The organism is Xanthomonas sp. PPL134, assembly GCF_040595915.1.
Taxonomy (GTDB): Bacteria; Pseudomonadota; Gammaproteobacteria; order Xanthomonadales; family Xanthomonadaceae; genus Xanthomonas_A; species Xanthomonas_A indica.
Genome location: NZ_JAMDLL010000013.1, coordinates 40,709 through 59,298, shown reverse-complemented (window position 1 = coordinate 59,298; position 18,590 = coordinate 40,709). Strand labels below are relative to the sequence as shown.

Annotated in this window: 19 protein-coding genes; 13 read left to right on the top strand and 6 right to left on the bottom strand. The window is 68.7% G+C overall.

What is annotated here, in order from left to right; translation table 11 throughout:
* Window positions 1–110: 110 nt before the first annotated feature.
* The 5 genes from petA (at window position 111) to M3U25_RS17845 (ending at window position 4,056) form a co-directional block, all read left to right on the top strand.
* Window positions 111–740, top strand: coding sequence for a ubiquinol-cytochrome c reductase iron-sulfur subunit (gene petA / locus M3U25_RS17865; protein ID WP_160945904.1), 630 nt, complete (start codon window positions 111–113; stop codon window positions 738–740).
* A 3-nt stretch (window positions 741–743) separates the two neighbouring features.
* Window positions 744–2,006 (top strand): cytochrome bc complex cytochrome b subunit, encoded by a 1,263-nt coding sequence (locus tag M3U25_RS17860; RefSeq protein WP_355496459.1) that lies wholly within the window; start codon window positions 744–746, stop codon window positions 2,004–2,006.
* Window positions 1,999–2,745, top strand: a complete 747-nt coding sequence (locus M3U25_RS17855) for a cytochrome c1 (protein WP_355496461.1) — start codon at window positions 1,999–2,001, stop codon at window positions 2,743–2,745. Before M3U25_RS17860 ends, M3U25_RS17855 begins: the two co-directional genes overlap by 8 nt.
* A 170-nt stretch (window positions 2,746–2,915) precedes the next feature.
* Window positions 2,916–3,551, top strand: coding sequence for a glutathione S-transferase N-terminal domain-containing protein (locus M3U25_RS17850; RefSeq protein ID WP_010342124.1), 636 nt, complete (start codon window positions 2,916–2,918; stop codon window positions 3,549–3,551).
* A gap of 73 nt (window positions 3,552–3,624) precedes the next feature.
* Complete coding sequence (locus M3U25_RS17845) at window positions 3,625–4,056, top strand: ClpXP protease specificity-enhancing factor (protein WP_160945906.1); 432 nt, start codon at window positions 3,625–3,627, stop codon at window positions 4,054–4,056.
* Between the two features lie 277 nt (window positions 4,057–4,333).
* Here M3U25_RS17845 and M3U25_RS17840 read toward each other — a convergent pair whose 3' ends face one another.
* From M3U25_RS17840 to M3U25_RS17825, 4 genes are all read right to left on the bottom strand, one after another.
* Window positions 4,334–4,678, bottom strand: a complete 345-nt coding sequence (locus tag M3U25_RS17840; RefSeq protein ID WP_019797482.1) for a DUF3301 domain-containing protein — start codon at window positions 4,676–4,678, stop codon at window positions 4,334–4,336.
* A 290-nt stretch (window positions 4,679–4,968) separates the two neighbouring features.
* Entirely contained in the window at window positions 4,969–6,084 is a 1,116-nt protein-coding gene (locus M3U25_RS17835) for a DUF2272 domain-containing protein (RefSeq protein WP_355496467.1), read from the bottom strand.
* Window positions 6,085–6,406: 322 nt separating this feature from the next.
* Window positions 6,407–7,300, bottom strand: coding sequence for a carboxylating nicotinate-nucleotide diphosphorylase (gene nadC, locus M3U25_RS17830; RefSeq protein WP_355496470.1), 894 nt, complete (start codon window positions 7,298–7,300; stop codon window positions 6,407–6,409).
* Window positions 7,297–7,566, bottom strand: a complete 270-nt coding sequence (locus tag M3U25_RS17825) for a Trm112 family protein (protein WP_010342118.1) — start codon at window positions 7,564–7,566, stop codon at window positions 7,297–7,299. The genes nadC and M3U25_RS17825 overlap by 4 nt, the downstream gene beginning before the upstream one ends.
* A 58-nt stretch (window positions 7,567–7,624) precedes the next feature.
* On the opposite strand from M3U25_RS17825, the gene purE reads away from it, so the two are divergent.
* Entirely contained in the window at window positions 7,625–8,128 is a 504-nt protein-coding gene (gene purE, locus M3U25_RS17820) for a 5-(carboxyamino)imidazole ribonucleotide mutase (RefSeq protein WP_355496474.1), read from the top strand.
* Window positions 8,125–9,273, top strand: a complete 1,149-nt coding sequence (locus tag M3U25_RS17815) for a 5-(carboxyamino)imidazole ribonucleotide synthase (protein ID WP_355496477.1) — start codon at window positions 8,125–8,127, stop codon at window positions 9,271–9,273. Before purE ends, M3U25_RS17815 begins: the two co-directional genes overlap by 4 nt.
* Window positions 9,274–9,354: 81 nt before the next feature.
* On the opposite strand, the gene M3U25_RS17810 is transcribed toward M3U25_RS17815, so the two are convergent.
* A complete protein-coding gene (locus tag M3U25_RS17810) occupies window positions 9,355–9,930 on the bottom strand; it encodes a Fe-Mn family superoxide dismutase (RefSeq protein ID WP_242160822.1) in 576 nt (191 codons plus the stop codon).
* A 125-nt stretch (window positions 9,931–10,055) separates the two neighbouring features.
* On the opposite strand from M3U25_RS17810, the gene grxD reads away from it, so the two are divergent.
* From grxD to ppnN, 5 genes are all read left to right on the top strand, one after another.
* Window positions 10,056–10,376 (top strand): Grx4 family monothiol glutaredoxin, encoded by a 321-nt coding sequence (grxD, locus tag M3U25_RS17805; protein WP_010342114.1) that lies wholly within the window; start codon window positions 10,056–10,058, stop codon window positions 10,374–10,376.
* The gene (locus M3U25_RS17800; RefSeq protein ID WP_355496483.1) at window positions 10,373–11,113 is read left to right on the top strand and encodes an SDR family NAD(P)-dependent oxidoreductase; all 741 of its coding nucleotides are present in this window, start codon (window positions 10,373–10,375) and stop codon (window positions 11,111–11,113) included. The genes grxD and M3U25_RS17800 overlap by 4 nt, the downstream gene beginning before the upstream one ends.
* Window positions 11,110–11,709, top strand: coding sequence for a MarC family protein (locus M3U25_RS17795; RefSeq protein WP_048489899.1), 600 nt, complete (start codon window positions 11,110–11,112; stop codon window positions 11,707–11,709). Before M3U25_RS17800 ends, M3U25_RS17795 begins: the two co-directional genes overlap by 4 nt.
* A gap of 403 nt (window positions 11,710–12,112) precedes the next feature.
* The gene (locus M3U25_RS17790) at window positions 12,113–15,334 is read left to right on the top strand and encodes a TonB-dependent receptor (RefSeq protein ID WP_355497708.1); all 3,222 of its coding nucleotides are present in this window, start codon (window positions 12,113–12,115) and stop codon (window positions 15,332–15,334) included.
* Between the two features lie 114 nt (window positions 15,335–15,448).
* A complete protein-coding gene (gene ppnN / locus M3U25_RS17785; protein WP_242160820.1) occupies window positions 15,449–16,837 on the top strand; it encodes a nucleotide 5'-monophosphate nucleosidase PpnN in 1,389 nt (462 codons plus the stop codon).
* Here ppnN and M3U25_RS17780 read toward each other — a convergent pair.
* On the bottom strand, window positions 16,827–17,864 hold the full coding sequence (locus tag M3U25_RS17780) for a histidine kinase (RefSeq protein ID WP_242160819.1): 1,038 nt from the start codon (window positions 17,862–17,864) through the stop codon (window positions 16,827–16,829). The genes ppnN and M3U25_RS17780 overlap by 11 nt on opposite strands.
* Window positions 17,865–18,032: 168 nt before the next feature.
* Between M3U25_RS17780 and M3U25_RS17775 the strand changes: the two genes are divergently transcribed.
* Window positions 18,033–18,587, top strand: a complete 555-nt coding sequence (locus tag M3U25_RS17775) for a GspH/FimT family pseudopilin (RefSeq protein WP_311195514.1) — start codon at window positions 18,033–18,035, stop codon at window positions 18,585–18,587.
* The last annotated feature ends 3 nt before the right edge of the window (window positions 18,588–18,590 follow it).

Here is an 18,590-nt window from a genome sequence, read left to right as displayed (position 1 = left end):
CATTGTCGACGCGTTAAGGGTTCCGCTACACTGCAGTGGATTCAGTGCGGCTCGACCCCCACCGAGCTGCTGGCAGCCTCACGCTACCCAATCACAGATCGGAGTGCCGGATGGCCAACGATGGGGTCAACGATTCTGTAAATGCAGGACGCCGCCGCTTTCTCACCGCCACCACGTCCGTCGTGGGCGCGGTCGGCGCGGGGTTCGTCGCGGTTCCTTTCATCAAGTCCTGGAATCCGAGCGCAAAGGCCAAGCTGGCCGGCGCGCCGGTCACCGCCGACATCAGTGCGCTGCAGGAAGGCCAGCGCCTGATCCTGGAGTGGCGCGGCCAGCCGATCTGGATCGTCAAGCGCTCCAAGGCGATGCTCGACGCGTTGCCGTCGCTGGACAGCCGGCTCAAGGATCCGGAGTCCACCAACAAGGACCAGCAGCCGGACTATGTGCTGAAGAACCCGGAGTACCGCTCGATCAAGCCCGACGTCTCGGTGCTGGTCGGCCTGTGCACGCACCTGGGCTGCTCGCCGGAAATGGTCGCCGAGATCCGCCCCGAACCCTACGACCCCGACTGGAAGGGCGGCTATTTCTGCCCTTGCCACAAGTCGCGCTTCGACATGTCCGGCCGCGTGTTCCAGGGCGTGCCGGCGCCGATCAACCTGTTGGTGCCGCCGCACCACTACCAGGACGACAACACGCTGGTGATCGGCGTGGATCCGGGCGCATCCGCGAAGGGAGGGGCGTAAGTCATGGCCGACAACATCCTCACCCGCACCGCGGGCAACGTGTTCGACTGGGTCAACGAGCGCGCCCCCGGGCTGATGCCGTTCTACCGCAAGCACGTCAGCGAGTACTACGCGCCCAAGAACTTCAACCTCTGGTACTACTTCGGTTCGCTGGCGCTGGTGGTGCTGGTCAATCAGATCGTCACCGGCATCTTCCTGACGATGCACTACAAGACCAGCGCGGCCGAGGCGTTCAACTCGGTCGAGTACATCATGCGCGACGTCGAGTGGGGCTGGCTGATCCGCTACATGCACTCCACCGGCGCCTCGTTGTTCTTCATCGTGGTGTACCTGCACATGTTCCGCGGGCTGATGTACGGCAGCTACAAGAAACCGCGCGAGCTGGTGTGGATCCTGGGCATGCTGATCTACCTGGTGCTGATGGCCGAAGCCTTCATGGGCTACGTGCTGCCCTGGGGGCAGATGTCGTTCTGGGGCGCGAAGGTGATCATCTCGCTGTTCGGCGCGATCCCGGTGATCGGCAACGGCCTGACCGAGTGGATCATGGGCGACTACCTGCCGTCCGACGCCACCCTCAACCGCTTCTTCGCCCTGCACGTGATCGCGCTGCCGCTGGTGCTGCTGTTGCTGGTGGTGCTGCACCTGGGGGCGCTGCACGAGGTTGGCTCCAACAATCCCGACGGCGTGGAGATCAAGAAGGGGCCCAAGGGCAATCGCTGGAACGCCAACAAGCCGGCCGACGGCATCCCGTTCCATCCGTACTACACGGTCAAGGACATGGTCGGCGTCGGCTTCCTGCTGATGATCGGCGCCTTCATCATCTTCTTCGCGCCCGACTTCGGCGGCCTGTTCCTGGAGCACGACAACTTCACCGAGGCCAACCGCCTGGTGACGCCGGAGCACATCAAGCCGGTCTGGTACTACACCCCGTACTACGCGATGTTGCGGGTGGTGCCGAACAAGCTCGGCGGCGTGCTGGTGATGTTCTCGGCGATCGCGATCCTGTTCCTGGTGCCGTGGCTGGACCGCGCCAAGGTCAAGTCGATCCGCTACCGCGGCTGGATCTCGCGGGTGATGCTGGGGGTGCTGGCGGTGTGCTTCGTCTGGCTCGGCGTGATCGGCTCCGGCCCCGGCACCGAGATCATCGAGACCTACATCGGCCGCGCGCTGACCGTGCTGTATTTCGCCTTCTTCCTGACGATGCCCATATGGACCTCGCTGGATCGAACCAAACCGGTGCCGGAGCGGGTGAGCAGCCATGACTAAGCGCCTGATCGCTGTGCTCGCCGGCGTCGCCTCGGCGCTGCTGCTGTCCGCCTCGGCCATGGCGGCCGAGGGCGGCGCCACCCTGCAGGCCGGCAACGACCTGGGCGACCGCGCCTCGCTGCAACGCGGCGCCAAGCTGTTCATGAACTACTGTTCCGGCTGCCATTCGCTCAAGTACCTGCGCTACCAGCGCATGGCCGAGGATCTGGGCCTGAGCGAGGACGAGGTGATGCACAACCTCAACTTCACCGGCGCCAAGATCGGCGAACACATCGAGACGGCGATGCCGCACGATGCGGCGGCCAAGTGGTTCGGCAAGGCGCCGCCGGACCTGAGTCTGATCGCCCGCGTGCGCGGCACCGACTGGGTCTACACCTACCTCAAGTCGTTCTATCTCGACCAGTCGCGGCCGCTGGGCTGGAACAACAAGCTGTTCGCCAACGCCTCCATGCCCAATCCGCTGTGGGACCTGCAGGGCCTGCAGCAGCCGGTCTACGGCAAGGCCGAGCAGCCGGGCGTGGACAAGCCGGTGGAGCGGCTGCAGCTGGCCACACCGGGCAAGCAGAGCCCGGTCGAGTTCGACCAGACGGTGCGCGACATCAGCAATTTCCTCGAGTACGCCAGCGAGCCGGCGGCGCTCAAGCGGCAGAGCCTGGGCGTGTGGGTGGTGCTGTTCCTGGCGCTGCTGACCTTCCTGGCCTATCTGCTGAAGAAGGAATACTGGAAGGACGTGCATTGAGCGGCGGCCGTTTCGGCCGCGCCCCGGCTGCACCGTTGCTGAGCCGATCCCCTGTTCATCCTATTGGCTTTTGTGAGCGAGGGTTGCACACTCAGGGGCCGTGACGACCGTCCGCAATGTGCGGGCGGCGTCGATGCGGCCGGCGGATTCCGGCCGTCGGAGAGCCTTGAATGGCGGCGAGTTTGCGCATGCGAAATACCTTGACGTTGTTTTCCTCCACGGATGATGTCCTGTGCCACCGCGTCCGCCTGGTGCTCGCGGCCAAGGGCGTGACCTACGATTTCGTGGCGGTGGATCCGCAGAATCCGCCGGAAGACCTGATCGACCTGAATCCCTACCACTCGGTGCCGACGCTGGTGGAGCGCGAGCTGGTGCTGTACGCCGCCTCGGTGGTCAGCGAGTACCTGGACGAGCGCTACCCGCATCCGCCGCTGATGCCGGTGGACCCGCTCTCGCGCGCGCGCCTGCGCCTGGCGATGCTGCGCATCGAGCACGACTGGGTGCCGCAGGTGCAGGCGATCCAGCTCGGCAACAAGGCCCAGGCCGAAGCCGGACGCAAGCGCCTGAAGGAACTGCTGACCGCCTCGGTGCCGCTGTTCAAGGCCAGCAAGTTCTTCCTCAATCCAGAGATGAGCCTGGCCGATTGCGCGATGGCGCCGATCATCTGGCGCCTGCAGGCACTGGACATCCCGCTGCCGAAGGACGGCAAGGCGATCGAGGATTACGGCAACCGCATCTTCCGCAATCCGGGGTTCATCCGCAGCCTGACCGACCAGGAAAAGAAACTGCGCGACCTGCCGGCATGATGCTATCCGCCGCACGGTCCCCGCTGTCTTTGGAACTGTACCGGCGTTGCGCGCCGGCACGTAGAATGGGCGCATGAGCGACGACACTTCCCGCATGACCAGCCATCGCCCGTACCTGCTGCGGGCGCTGGTGGAATGGATCAACGACAACGGCATGACCCCGCACATCCTGGTGGATGCGGGCCTGCCCGGCGTGCAGGTGCCGCCGAGCGCGGTCAAGGACGGGCGGGTGGTGCTGAACATCGCCGAGCGCGCGGTGGTGCGTCTGCAGATCGACAACGACGGGGTCAGCTTCACCGCCCGCTTCGGCGGCGTCAGCTACCCGGTGCAGGTGCCGATGGCCGCGGTGCTGGCGGTCTATGCACGCGAGACCGGGCAGGGCATGGCGCTGCCGGACGACATCCACGGCGCCAGCGAGCCGCCGGGCGACGACACCCCGCCACCGCCGCGGCCGGGCGGTTCCGACGACGCCGGCAAGCGTCCGCGCCTGCGCGTGGTCAAGTAAGCAGGCAATGCGCGGCCTCGGTGGCCGCGCGCAGTACCCGCGTGTTGGTGTTTCCACTGTGCGCGCATCGCGCACGGCGTTCTGGCGTAGGAGCGGCTTCAGCCGCGACAGCCGTGACCGGTAACGCCCGCCGCGGCTGAAGCCGCTGCTACGAAAGGCGGATAGATCCCAGCAGTCGCCGTCCATTTCGAGGTGGCATGGCGAAACGGTCGCGCGCCGCCTTTGCCGCTGCATGAGAGGCCGCACGTCATCGCTGCGCAGCCGTGGTGCATGGCTCTCAGTCGCGCTGCGCGCGGACGTCCTGCAGGCTGCTCACGCTGGCCACCGACGGCCCGGTGAACGCGATCAGCTGATCGCCGAGCAGCACCAGGCGCCCGCTGTGGCGGTCGGTGCCGTCGTAGGAATAGTCGAAGCGGAAGCTGCGCTCGAAGCCGAGCCAGCCGCTGGGCAGGCGCCGCAGGCGCAGGCCGGTGCCATGCACGCTCTGGTCCAGCCATTGCACGTCGGCGGCCTTGCAGGCATTGCGGCCAAGGATTTCGGCGCGTTCGGCGGCGGCACGCGAGGCGTTCCAGAACGCGAACACCGCCGCGCCGGCGATCATCAACAGGATCAGGCTGGGCATGGCGCCACTGTAGCGAGGCGCCGGTAGGTGGGCAATCTGGTGTGGGGCTGGGATTGGGGATTCGGGATTGGGGATTGGCAGGTGGGTCGGCGGCTGCCGGGGCGATGCACTGCCGGACGGTGCCGCGTGGTTGCGCACCTGCAGGGGCTTCGGGGCACCGAGCCGAAGGGCTTTGGCAACCACCATCCTGCCGAGCAACGCTTGCACAGCGCGTCGAGCGCGCAGGTGCGCATCCGCGCGACTCCTGTTCTGGAGGCGGCGACGTCGCGGTTGGACGCTGCGTCGCAGCTCTAGGACTGCGGCTCGGTCTTGGGCGCGTCTTTGCTGGCGGGCGCGGCGGGTTGTGGCGGAGCAGGCACTGCGGCGGGCAACGGTGGCGGGGGCGGCGTGTTCGGGGCGGTGGGCGGTGCTGCAGGCGTGCCGGGTGCCGCGCTTGCTGGAGTCGCGGTCGGCGGCGTGATCGGCGCTGCAGCAGGAGTGGTGGGCAGGGTCGGCGGCAGTAGCTGCGCCTGCGGTTGCAGCTTCAGCAGGGCCGACCAGTCCTGGCGGTTGAAGTCGCACAGTTCCTCATGGCCAGGCGTGCATTCGAGCGCGGCGCCTTCGTCGTTCTGGTCCTGCGCCAGCGGCGCATCCAGTTGCAGGCGCCCGCTGCGGTCCAGCTTGAGCTTGCGCATGGTCACCGCGTTGAACACGTTGCCGCCGATCAGGTACAGGGTCTGGTCGCCGCCGACGTTGGCCGCAACCACGATGTCGCAATGCGATTCCCAGGGCAGCGGGCGGCCGCGCGCCAGCGCCTCGCGCAGGCCGGTGGTGCCGACCGGCTGCCGGCGTCCGCGCAGGAAGCACAGCAGGTCGCCGGGGGCAGGCTTTTCCTGTTGCGGGTCGGCGAAGCGATAGGGCAGGCCGTCGGCGCCGGCCTGATAGGCGGCGCGGATGTAGTCGATATGGCGGATCGAGGTGTGGAAGCCGGCCACGCCGGCGCGCACCATCACGTAGGACACGAAGGCCGCCGACCACGGGTTGTCGACGAGGAAGGCGCGGCAGTCGTTCTCGCGGTAGCGCGAACCGTCCAGCTGCTGGCAGCTTTCGGCGCCGTCGAACCGTCCCATCGCGCCCAACGTGCCGCTGTCGCGCCAGTACGCGGCCACGCGCTGCCAGGCTTCGATGCCGTCATCGGCGAGGTCGGCACGTTCGGCCTCGGTGACGCGCAGGCCGGCAAGGCGGCCGTTGCGATCGATGAACGGGCGCCACCACAGCCGGTGTTCGTTGCAGGCGGTGCGCACGATCGCCACCGCCGCCGGGGTCAGGCCGAAGCGCGGCGGCAGATCGCAGACTTCCGCGGCCGCGGCGCGGCCGGCAGGAAACAGGGCGGCGACACACAGCAGCGCGAACCAGGGGCGGAACATCGGCGAACTCGGCGGGCAGGAGGAGCGCGCAGCGTCGCAGAGCGGCGTTGGCGAGGCCGTGAAGTGTAGGGCGCGGCGTGCGGCGGAGGCGGGTGGTGTCCCGGTGGTTGTCGGCGTAGGGGGCTAAGCGTCCAGCACCTGTGTCTTGGCCTGCGCTCAGCGATGGGCCCCATCCGGGCAGGCTGGAAGCATCGATCAGCGACGGGCCTCATCCAGCCAGGCTGGAAGCATCGACGTCGGCGCCGTGGGTACGCCTGGATGCGTCCACCTCCGCTACCAGCATGGGATGCGCCACAGCGGCCGCTGCGGCGCGGCGCTGTCGCTATTGCGGCGGCGGTGGCGGCGGCGGCGGGCCGAGTTTCAGCGACAGATCCACGGCCTGCACGTGCTTGGTCAGCGCGCCGATGGAGATGCAGTCGACGCCATCGGCAGCGATCGCGCGCACCGCGTCCAGTTCGACGCCGCCGGAGACTTCCAGCGGGATCGCGCGGTGGAACGGGGCGCTCGCGGCGATCGCCACCGCGGCGCGGCGCTGTTCCGCGGTGAAGTCGTCGATCAGGATGCGGTCGCAGCCGGCCTGCAGCGCCTCGCGCAGTTGCTCCAGGGTTTCCACCTCGACCACCAGCGGCAGCGCCGGCCACTGCGCGCGCGCGGCGGCCACCGCCGCGGACAGCGAGCCGGCGGCGTGGATGTGGTTTTCCTTCAGCATCACCGTGTCGTACAGGCCGATGCGGTGGTTGCTGCCGCCGCCGCAGCGCACTGCGTACTTCTGCGCCAGGCGCAGGCCGGGCAGGGTCTTGCGCGTATCCAGGATGCGCGCGCCGGTGCCGGCGACCGCGGCCACGTAGGCGGCGGTGGCGGTGGCGGTGGCCGACAGGGTCTGCAGGAAGTTCAGCGAGGCGCGCTCGGCGCTGACCAGGGCGCGGCTGCGCCCGTGCAGCAGGGCCAGCACCGTGCCGGCGGCCACGCGCTGGCCTTCGGCCACCTGCCAGTCGATCCGCACCTGCGGGTCCAGCGCGCGGTGGCAGGCATCGAACCAGGGCCGGCCGGCGATCACCGCGTCCTGCTTGCACAGCAGGTAGGCGCTGTCGGCGCGGTCGGGCAACAGCGCGGCGGTGACGTCGCCGCTGCCGAGGTCTTCGGCCAGCGCGCGCGCGACGTCGGCGGCGATCAGGTCCGCGGCGGGCGCCTGCGGCGGCGCCGTGTCGCGGCTCATTTGGCCGGGAAGTCGGCGAGCTGGGCGGTGCCGATGGCTTCTTCGGCCAGCAGCACCGGAATGCCGTCGTCGACGCGGAACACCTGCTTGCGGTCGCGGGTGATCAGGGCTTCGCGCAGCGGTTGCGCCTGCGCGCTGCCATCGGCGCGCTGCACGCCGCCGGCGGCGATGGCGCGGTTCAACGCCTCCAGGCCGCGCGCCTCCAGCAGCGCCAGCGGTTGGCGGGTGTCGGGCGAGCACAGCAGGTCGAGCAGTTTGCGGTCCATCCGGTCTTCGTCTTGCGTGGAAGACGGCTAGAATACGTCTTTAAGGCAGGGGACGGCCATGACCTCCAAGCAAACCGCGCCGCTCGTCGGCATCGTGATGGGTTCCCGCTCCGACTGGGAGACCATGCAGCATGCGGCGCAGAAACTCGATGCGCTGGGCGTGCCCTATGAAGTGAAGGTGGTGTCGGCGCACCGCACCCCCGACGTGTTGTTCTCCTATGCCGAGCAAGCGGCCGGGCGCGGTCTGCGCGCGATCGTGGCCGGCGCCGGCGGCGCCGCGCACCTGCCGGGCATGCTGGCGGCCAAGACCGCGGTGCCGGTGCTGGGCGTGCCCGTGCAGTCCAAGGCGCTCAACGGCATGGACTCGCTGTTGTCGATCGTGCAGATGCCGGCCGGCATCCCCGTGGCCACCTTCGCGATCGGCAACGCCGGCGCGGCCAATGCCGCGCTGTTCGCCGCGGCCATGCTGGCGCACGACCATGCCGAGATCGGCACCGCGCTGGGCGAGTTCCGCCAGCGCCAGACCGACGAGGTGATGGCCAAGGACGATCCGCGCCAATGACCACCGTCGGCATTCTGGGCGCGGGGCAGTTGGCGCGCATGATGGCGGTGGCCGGTGTGCCGCTGGGCCTGCGCTTCGCGCTGCTGGATCCGGCGGCCGATGCCTGTGCCGGGCAGGTCGCGCCGCTGCGGGTCGGCGACTATGCCGACCAGGCGGCGCTGGCCGCGTTCGCCGACGCGGTCGACGTGGCGACCTTCGATTTCGAGAACGTGCCGGCGGACAGCGCCGCCGCCCTGGCCGGGCAGGTGCCGGTGTTCCCGAGCCCGGACGCGCTGGCCGTGGCGCAGGACCGCCTGGCCGAGAAGACCCTGTTCCGCGAGCTCGGCATCCCGGTGCCGGCGTTCGCCGCGATCGATACCCGCGCCGATCTGGACGCGGCGCTGGCGCTGGTCGGCACGCCGTGCATCCTCAAGACCCGCCGGCTCGGCTACGACGGCAAGGGCCAGTTCCGCATCGCCTCCGCCGCCGATGCCGATGCGGCCTGGGAGGCGCTGGGCGCGCTGGCGGCCAGCGTGGGCCTGATCGCCGAGGCGTTCGTGCCGTTCCAGCGCGAGGTCAGCGTGGTGGCGGTGCGTGGCCGCGACGGCGAATTCCGCACCTGGCCGCTGACCGAGAACTGGCACGTGCATGGCGTGCTCTCGGCCAGCCTGGCGCCGGCGCAGGCCGATGCCGCGCTGGAGCGGGCGGCGGTGGCGCACGCGCGTGCCCTGGCCGAGCGCCTGCAGTACGTGGGCGTGTTCGCGCTGGAACTGTTTTGCCGCGACGGCGAACTGCTGGCCAACGAGATGGCACCGCGCGTGCACAACTCCGGCCACTGGACCATCGAAGGCGCGGAGACCTCGCAGTTCGAGAACCACCTGCGCGCGGTGCTGGGGCTGCCGCTCGGGTCCACCCGGATGCGCGGCCATGCCTGCATGCTCAACTGGATCGGCGCGATGCCCGATGCCGCGCCGGTGCTGACGCAGCCCGGCGGGCATTGGCACGACTACGGCAAGGAGCCGCGCGAAGGCCGCAAGGTCGGCCACGCCACCCTGCGCGAGGACACGCCCGAGGCGCTGGCCCAGGCCCTGCAGGCGGTGGGCGCGCAGTTGCAGCGCGACGCCCAGGTGGCCCCGGTGATCGCCGCCCTGCGCGGCCAGCGCTGAACCAGCAGCAGGTGGCCCAGCTCACGCTGGGCCAGGAACCGGCGGCCACGGCCGCCGCTCCTGCGACTCCCCAATCCCGACTCAGCGCAGATTGGACGCCGCGAACTCCCAGTTCACCAGCTTCCAGAACGCCTGCAGATAGCGCGTGCGGTCGCCGGGATAGTCGGTGTAGTAGGCATGTTCCCAGACGTCGCAGGCCAGCAGCGGCGTGTCGTCGCCGGTCAGCGGCGTGCCGGCGTTGGCGGTGCTGACCACCGCAAGGCTGCCGTCCGGACGCTGCACCAGCCACACCCAGCCGGAGCCGAACACCGCCAGCGCCATGCGCTCGAACTCTGCCTTGAACCGGGCCACGTCGCCGAAGCTCTTGGCCAGGCGCTCGCCGAGCGCGCCGCCGGGTTCGCCGCCGCCGCGCGGGCGCAGGCCGCGCCAGTAGAACGCGTGGTTCCAGACCTCGGCCGCCTCCTGGAACAGCCGGCCCTGGGCGCGCCGCAGCAGGTCGGGCAGCGCCAGCTCGGCCAGGTCGCTGCCGGCCAGCCGCGCATTGAGCCGTTCCACCAGGGCGCGCTCATGGGCGTGGTGCTGTTCCACCGCGGCGGCGGACAGGTGCGGGGCCAGCGACGCGGCGGCGTAGGGCAGGGGAGCGAGTTCGATGGGCATGGATCCTCGGGCGGTTTCGGGTGCGTGTCGCGGTACTGCCGCGCGCAGGGCTTACACTATGCGGCTACGCGAGAGTCTAGCCGACCGCCAAGGTCGTTCTTTCGCCCCAGCAGGAGAGAACCCGCATGCAGGTGATGGAGCGCATCCAGGCCGACGTCGAACGCCATCCCATCGTGTTGTTCATGAAGGGCACGCCGCAGTACCCGATGTGCGGCTTTTCCAGCCGCGCGTTGCAGGCGCTGCTGGCCGCCGGCGCCGACCGCCTGCACACCGTCAACGTGCTCGACGAGCCGGAGATCCGTGCCAACCTGCCGCGCTACTCGAACTGGCCGACGTTTCCGCAGTTGTTCATCCATGGCGAGCTGATCGGCGGCTGCGACATCACCATGGAGCTGTTCGAGTCCGGCGAGCTGCAGCGCATCGTGACCGAGGCCTACCAGTCGTGAGCGCGCCTGCGTCGCCGCAGGCCGGCGCGCTGGCGCAGCGGGTGATCCTGGTCAGCGGCGCCGCCGGCGGGCTCGGCAGCGCCGCGTCGCTGGCCTGCGCGCAGGCCGGGGCCACGGTGGTCCTGCTCGGGCACAAGCCGGCGCGCCTGAACCGGGTCTACGACGCGATCGCCGCGGTCGGTGCCGCGCCGCTGCTGTACCCGCTGGACCTGCTCGGCGCCACCCCGCCGGACTATGCGACCCTGGCCGAGCGCCTGCAGGGCGAGCTCGGCCGCCTGGACGGGCTGCTGCACTGTGCCGCCGACTTCGCCGGGCTGACCCCGTTCGAGCATGCCGATCCGGCCCAGTTCGCGCGCGCCCTCCACGTCAACCTGACCGCCGCGGCCTGGCTGACCCAGGCCTGCCTGCCGTTGCTGCGGCAGGCCGAGGATGCCGCGATCGTGTTCGCCGTGGACGATCCGGCGCGGGTCGGCCAGGCCTACTGGGGCGGCTACGGCGCGGCCCAGCATGGCCGCCGCGGCCTGCTGGCGAGCCTGCACGGCGAACTGGCCGCCTCGCACGTGCGCGTGGCCGGGCTGCAGCCGGGGCCGATGCGCACCGCCCTGCGCGCCCGCGCCTACACCCATCAAGAAGACCTCGACGCGGTCGACCCGGCGCGTTATGCCGGCGCCTGCGTCGAACTGTTGTCGCCCGCCGGCGCCGCGCACCGCGGCGCGATCTGGAATCCCCTGGCATGACCATCCTCTCGGCAGCGCTGCTGCTGTTCCTGATCCTCGACCCGCTGGGCAACATCCCGGTCTTCCTCAGCGTGCTCAAGCCGCTGCCGGCGCGGCGCCAGCGCATCGTGCTGGCGCGCGAACTGCTGATCGCGCTGGGCGTACTGATGGGCTTCCTGTGGGGCGGCAAGTACGCCCTGGAAGTGATGCACCTGCGCCAGGAGTCGGTGGCGATCGCCGGCGGCATCGTGCTGTTCCTGATCGGCATCCGCATGATCTTCCCGCGCCCGGAAGGGCTGATGGGCGAGATCCCCGACGGCGAGCCCTTCATCGTGCCGCTGGCCATCCCGCTGGTGGCCGGCCCCTCCGGCATGGCCGCGGTGATGCTGATGGGCAGCAACGAGCCGACGCGGCTGGGCGAATGGAGCCTGGCGCTGATCCTGGCCTGGCTGGCGACCTCGGCCCTGCTGTTCTCCGGCACCCTGCTGTACAAGCTGCTCGGCATGCGCGTGCTGACCGCGGTCGAGCGGCTGATGGGCATGCTGCTGGTGGCGATCTCGGTGCAGATGTTCCTGGACGGCCTCAGCGCCTACCTGAAGCTGCCGGTCGCCGGCTGAGCCAGCGCCTGACCGCCCGGGTCCGTGCCGCCGGGGAGGGCGGTATCGAGCGCAGGGAAGTGGATTTTGCAGGGGAGGCCTCTGCCGCCCGTTGCCTGCGCGGGCAGCCGCCTGTCGACCCGGTCTCGCGCCGTCCCCGGCCCACGTCACGACGTCGTCGCGGATGGCTGCCGATGCCCTCCAAAACTGGGATTCGGGTCTTGTGATGTCCGGTGGTGTCTGGTTGTCACGGTTTGGCAACAAATGCGCTCTATGGTGTTAAACTCACGTTAACCCTTGCGGGGAATCGGCAAGGGTGACCAGCCCACCATTTCGCGGTCGTGCGTCCGTACCCGCACGGCTTGCCACGCGCATTTCGTCAAACTCCATCGAGGCTATTGCAATGATTCAACCCCGTCTGCGGATGTCCAAGCTCACCCTGGGCCTCGTCGCGGCGCTGGCCGCTGCGCCGGTGTTCGCCCAGAGCACCTCCGCCGGTGTCGGCGGTGTGGTGACCCATGGCGGCCAGCCGGTCGCTGGCGCCGAGGTGACCATCACCCACGTCGAGTCGGGCACGGTCAGCCGCGCCACCACCGATGCCGCCGGTCGCTACAACGCGCGCGGCCTGCGCGTCGGCGGTCCGTACAGCATCACCATCACCAAGCCGGGCGACGGCACCAAGACCGAAGACGGCGTGTACCTGAGCGTCAACCAGAACGCCACCATCAACGCCGACCTGACCGGCGACATGGCCGCGCCGACCACGCTGGAAACGGTCAACGCCGTCGCCATCGCCACCGGCTCGGAAGTGTTCAGCGCCACCAAGATGGGCTCGGGCACCAACGTCGGCCGCGAGCAGATCGAAGCGCTGCCGTCGATCAACGGCAACATCCAGGACTACATGCGCCTGGATCCGCGCGTGGCCTTCGTCGATCGCGCCTCGGGCACGATCAGCGCCGGCGGCCTGAACCCGCGCTACAACTCGATCAACATCGACGGCGTCTCGGCCAGCGACACCTTCGGCCTGGAAGGCAACAACATGACCACCCGGCGCCAGCCGGTGTCGATGGAGGCCATCGAAGCCATCGACGTCAACCTGTCCAACTACGACGTCAGCATCGCCAGCGCCGCCGGCGCCACCGTCAACGCGGTGACCAAGTCCGGTACCAACGAGTTCCACGGCTCGGTGTACGGCAGCTATCGCGATGGCGACTGGTTCGGCGACAACCCGGACGGCAGCAAGTTCAACGGCTTCACCAAGGAGAAGACCTACGGCGCGACCTTCGGCGGCCCGATCGTCAAGGACAAGCTGTTCTTCTTCGCCAACTACGAGAAGTTCCAGCAGGACGCGCCGGGCCTGGACCTGGGCAGCACCGCGCTGGGCAAGGCCAACGCCAAGTACGGCATGGCCGACGTGACCCGCGCCCAGCAGATCGCCAAGAACTATGGCTTTGACGCCGGCACCCTGGACAGCGACGGCAACACCGACCTGAAGGAATACGCGCTCAAGCTCGACTGGAACATCAGCGACAACCACCGCGCCAGCTTCCGCTACAGCAAGCTCGACCAGAGCAAGCTGCGCATCAACGGCGCCGGCAGCTCCAGCCAGGCTTCGCTGAGCTCGTACTGGTACCAGCACGAGAAGTCGGTCGAGAGCTACGTCGGCCAGCTGTTCAGCGACTGGTCCGAGAACTTCTCCACCGAGTTCAAGGTGTCCTACCGCGACTACTCCGCGATCCGCGTGGTGCCGACCAACGCGCCGAGCATCGCCGTGTACTTCGACGGCACGGTCGCCAACCCGACCGGCGACGTGCTGTACCTGGGCACCGAGACCAACTCGCAGGGCAACATCCTCACCACCAAGACCTGGAACTACTACGGTGCGGGCACCCTGACCCTGGACAACCACAACCTGAAGTTCGGCGTCGACTACAGCACCAACGACATCTACAACCTGTACGGCCGCAACACCTGGGGCGTGTACACCTTCTTCGGCCTGGACAACTTCGCCAGCGGCCGCTGGAGCTCGTACCAGCTCAACCAGGAGCGTAGCCCGGGTTCGATCGCGGCCGACTACAAGAACAGCAACCTCGGCCTGTTCGTGCAGGACACCTGGTACGTCAACAACAACCTGACCCTGACCCTGGGTCTGCGTGGCGATCGTGCGAGCGTGAGCCCGGATCCGACCTACAACGCTGCGGCGCAGGCCTACTTCGGCTACGACAACAGCAAGGTCTTCAACGGCGATTTCCTGATCCAGCCGCGCTTCGGCTTCAACTACACCTTCGACACCGACCGTCCGACCCAGCTGCGCGGTGGCGTGGGCCTGTTCCAGGGCGATGCGCCGCAGGTGTGGATCGGCAACAGCTACTCCAACACCGGCTTCAACTACAACGCCTACAGCTACACCGCCTACAACCCGGCCCTGCCGTTCAGCCCCAACAAGGACACCCAGCCGGTGCCCAACACCCCGGGGTCGGCGACCCAGGGCGTGAGCTTCGTCGGCAACGACTTCAAGCTGCCGTCGCTGTACAAGGCCAACCTGGCGCTGGATCACGAACTGCCGTGGTACGGCATCGTGGCCTCGGCCGAGCTGCTGGTGACCAAGGTCAAGGACGGCCTGTACTACAAGAGCCTGAACATCGGTCGCGTCAACGGCCCGGGCCAGGATCCGAGCCCGGCCTACTACGGTCCGGACGGCCGCGCGCTGTACTGGAACCCGTCGCAGACCGGCCGTCCGTGGGCCACCAGCAACAACCGCTACAACCGCAACCAGGCGTATAGCGACGTCTACCTGATCGACAACACCGACAAGGGCAAGACCCAGCAGTTCACCGTGTCGCTGTCCAAGCCGTTCAGCGAAGGCGGCGACTGGTCCTGGAGCCTGGGCTACACCTATACCCACGCCACCGAAGTCGGTTCGCTGACCAGCTCCACCGCCAGCTCGGGCTGGGGCTACCAGTACGCCTTCAACGCCAACTCGGAAACCGAGAACACCTCGCGCTACGAGATCAAGGACCGCATCTCCGGCTCGCTGGACTGGAAGCACATGTTCTTCGGCGACTACGAGACCCGCGTGGGCCTGGTCTACGAAGGCCGCAGCGGCCGCCCGTACAGCTACGTGTTCAACGGCGACGCCAACGGCGACGGCCGTTCGACCAACGACCTGTTCTACGTGCCGAAGGGCCCGGGCGACGTGCTGTTCGGCACGCTGAGCAGCACCGGTGCGTTCACCGCCAACCCGGCGCTGCAGCAGCAGTTCTTCGACTGGCTGGCCAAGAACCCGCAGCTGGCCAAGTACGCCGGCAGCTACGCCCCGGCCAACGGCTTCCGTTCCGGCTGGATCAACACCTTCGACGTGCGCATCACCCAGCAGCTGCCCGGCTTCTTCAAGGGCCACAAGTCCGAGGTCTGGCTGGACATCCAGAACGTGGGCAACCTGCTGAACAAGAAGTGGGGCCGGATCTACGACTACGGCTTCTACGCCGACGCCCGCGTCGCCAACCTGCAGGGCATCTACCAGGGCAAGTACGTGTACAACACCCTGTACACCGACCAGCCGACGGCCGCCAATGCCGACGCCGACGGCTTCAACACCGGCGTGTCGCAGTGGTCGCTGCAGTTGGGCTTCCGCTATCAGTTCTGATCGCGGCGCACGCTAGCTGAAGCGTGGGAAACGGCCGGGGCGACCCGGCCGTTTTCCTTTTGTGGGGGCTGACGTTAAAGTCAGCCGGCTGACCACAACGACAAGAACTCCGATATGACGACCAGCAATACGGCGGCGCGCGCGCTGCCGGTAGTGGATGCGCGGATCTACCCGCGCGGCGGCCTGGACATCCTCTCCCGCGTGGAAGTGGCGCGGCTGCGCGATGCCTCCAGCGGCGGTCTGCACGAACTGCTGCGGCGCTGCGCGCTGGCGGTGCTGACCAGCGGCAGCGCGTCCGACGACCCGCGCGCTGCGCGCGATCTGTATCCGGATTTTGACATCCAGGTGGTGCAGCGCGATCGCGGCGTGCGCATCGACCTGCTCAACGCGCCGGCGATGGCCTTCGTCGACGGCGAGATCATCAACGGCGTGGCCGAGCTGCTGTTCGCCGTGGTTCGCGACCTGGCCTACATGGCCATCGAACTCGGTCCCGAGTCGACCACCGACCTGCAGTCCAGCGAAGGCATCACCAACGCGGTGTTCGGGCAGTTGCGCAACGCGCGCATCCTGCAGCCGACCGATCCCAAGCTGGTGGTGTGCTGGGGCGGCCATTCGATCTCGCGCGACGAGTACCTGTACACCAAGCAGGTCGGCTACGAGCTGGGCCTGCGTGGCCTGGACATCTGCACCGGCTGCGGCCCCGGCGCGATGAAGGGGCCGATGAAGGGCGCCACCATCGCCCATGCCAAGCAGCGCAAGCACGACAACCGCTACATCGGCGTGACCGAGCCGGGCATCATCGCGGCCGAGTCGCCGAACCCGATCGTCAACCACCTGGTGATCATGCCGGACATCGAGAAGCGCCTGGAGGCCTTCGTCCGCATCGGCCACGGCATCATCGTGTTCCCCGGCGGCGTCGGCACCGCCGAAGAGATCCTGTACCTGCTCGGCATCCTGCTGCGCGAGGAGAACCGCGACTTGCCGTTCCCGCTGATCCTCACCGGCCCGACCATCGCCGCGCCGTACTTCGAGCAGATCGACCGCTTCCTGCGCCTGACCCTGGGCGAAGCGGCGACCTCGCGCTACGAGATCGTGGTCGGCGATCCGGTGGCGGTGGCGCGCAAGATGGCCGCCGGCATCCAGCAGGTGCGCGCGCATCGTAAGGAGCAGAAGGACGCGTTCTACTTCAACTGGTCGGTGGATATCCCGCTGGAGTACCAGCGTCCGTTCGAGCCGACCCACGAGGCGATGGCCGCGCTGGATCTGCACCATGGGCGGCCGCCGCATGCGCTGGCCGCCGACCTGCGCCGTGCCTTCTCCGGCATCGTCGCCGGCAACGTCAAGGAAGACGGCATGCGCCGCATCGAGCAGCATGGCCCGTTCGAGATCCATGGCGATGCGGACATGATGCAGGCCCTGGACGAACTGCTGCGCGCCTTCGTCGAGCAGCGCCGCATGAAGATCTCCGGCGAGTACCGGCCCTGCTACCGGGTCATGGCCTGAGCCCGATCCGGATCGTCGCGACGAACCAGGTGCCGTCGCTGCCGGTGTGCAGCGAGGCGCCCTCCAGGCTGTCCAGGCGCGTGCGCAGGGCCGACAGGCCCACACGGTGGCCGCGGCCGATGTGCGGCGCCAGGCCGCCCACCGGCACCGCGTTGCGCACGCGGATTTCCAGGGCGCCGTCGCGTGCGTCGATGGCGACGCCGATCTCGCCGCCCTCGGCGCTGCATTCGATGCCGTGGTGCACGGCGTTTTCCAGCAACGGTTGCAGCGACAGCCGCGGAATCCGCACCGGTGCCGGTGCCTCGGGCACGTCCCAGTGCACGCGCAGGCGCGGGCCGAAGCGGATCGCCTCGATGTCCAGGTAGCGCTTGGCCAGGTCGATCTCGTCCTGCAGGTCGACCAGGTCGGGCGCGGCCAGCGCGGCGCGGAACAGGTCGGACAGGTCCATCAGCAACTGTTCCACCTGCTGCGGCTGCCGGTGCACCAGCATCACCGCGGTGTTGAGCGTGTTGAACAGGAAGTGCGGCTGCACGCGCGCGGTCAGCGCGTCGATCTCGGCCTGCTTGGCGCGCTCGACCAGTTGCTTGATGCGCACATGGTTGTGCAGTGCGGCCATGCCGAGCAGGCCGATCAGCAGGGCGATCCCGGACAATTGCAGTGACAGTGCCAGCCATGCGCCGCTGGAGAGCTGCCAGTAGTCGCCGAAGGCATACAGGATCACCCCGCTGATCAGCCAGGTCAGCGCCTGCATCAGACCCAGCGTGGCCACGGTGATGGACAGGAAGCCGCATCCGACCAGCGCCCGGCGCAACAGCAGCAGGCTGGCCAGGGTCAGCAGCGCGACCCACTGGATGCCCAGCGACGCCAGCCCGAAGTAGACCCAACGGCTCCCGGCCATGCCCGCGCCCGGGACCGGGGTCAGGGCCAGGATGGCGGCGATGCATTCGCCGGCCATCACGATCCAGATCAGGGTCGAGGGTTGCTTGAGGACCTGCAACTGGTCGTTGGAGTAGGCGGAGGCGGGCATCGGGGGCGGAAGGCGGTGGGGCAGGGCCGAGGTGCATCATGCCGGCTGGCGCGGTGCCGCGCACGGCCCGTCCACTCCCCCATATCCGCCATCCGTCGGCAACGGCTGGCGCGGGGGCGCTCCGGCCGCTAGCGTGGCCGACGGGAGAATCTGGGGAAGGAGATGGCGGTGCCTTGCGAGCGTGGTCTTGCCGAGCGGACGCAGCGTGGCTTCACGCTGGTGGAGCTGATGGTCACCGTGGCGGTGCTGGCCATCATCATGGCGCTGGCGGTGCCCAGCTTCACAGGCCTAATCCGCAGCAACCGGCTGACCGGCGCCGCCAACGAACTGATTGCCGCAGTGCAGTTGACGCGCTCGGAGGCAGTACGCCTGAACGGCGGCGTCAGCCTGTGCCGCAGCGACGACGGCGCCACCTGCGCCAGCGGCGGCAACTGGACCCGCTACCTGACCGTCGCCCGCGACGGCACCGTGCTGCGCAGCACGACCCTGCGCACCGGTCTAGTCGTCACCAGCGCCACACTGGACGCACTGGGCGACAAGCTGACCTTCGGCGCCGACGGCATCGCGCGCAACAGCAGCGGCACGCCGCTCTCGGGGGGCATCGTGGTCTGCATGGCGGTCACCAACCCCTCCAACAACGTCCGGACCGTCAACCTGATGGGCGGCAGCCGCGCCCAGGTCACCTCGACATCCGACGGCGGCAGATGCACCACCCCCGGCTAAGCC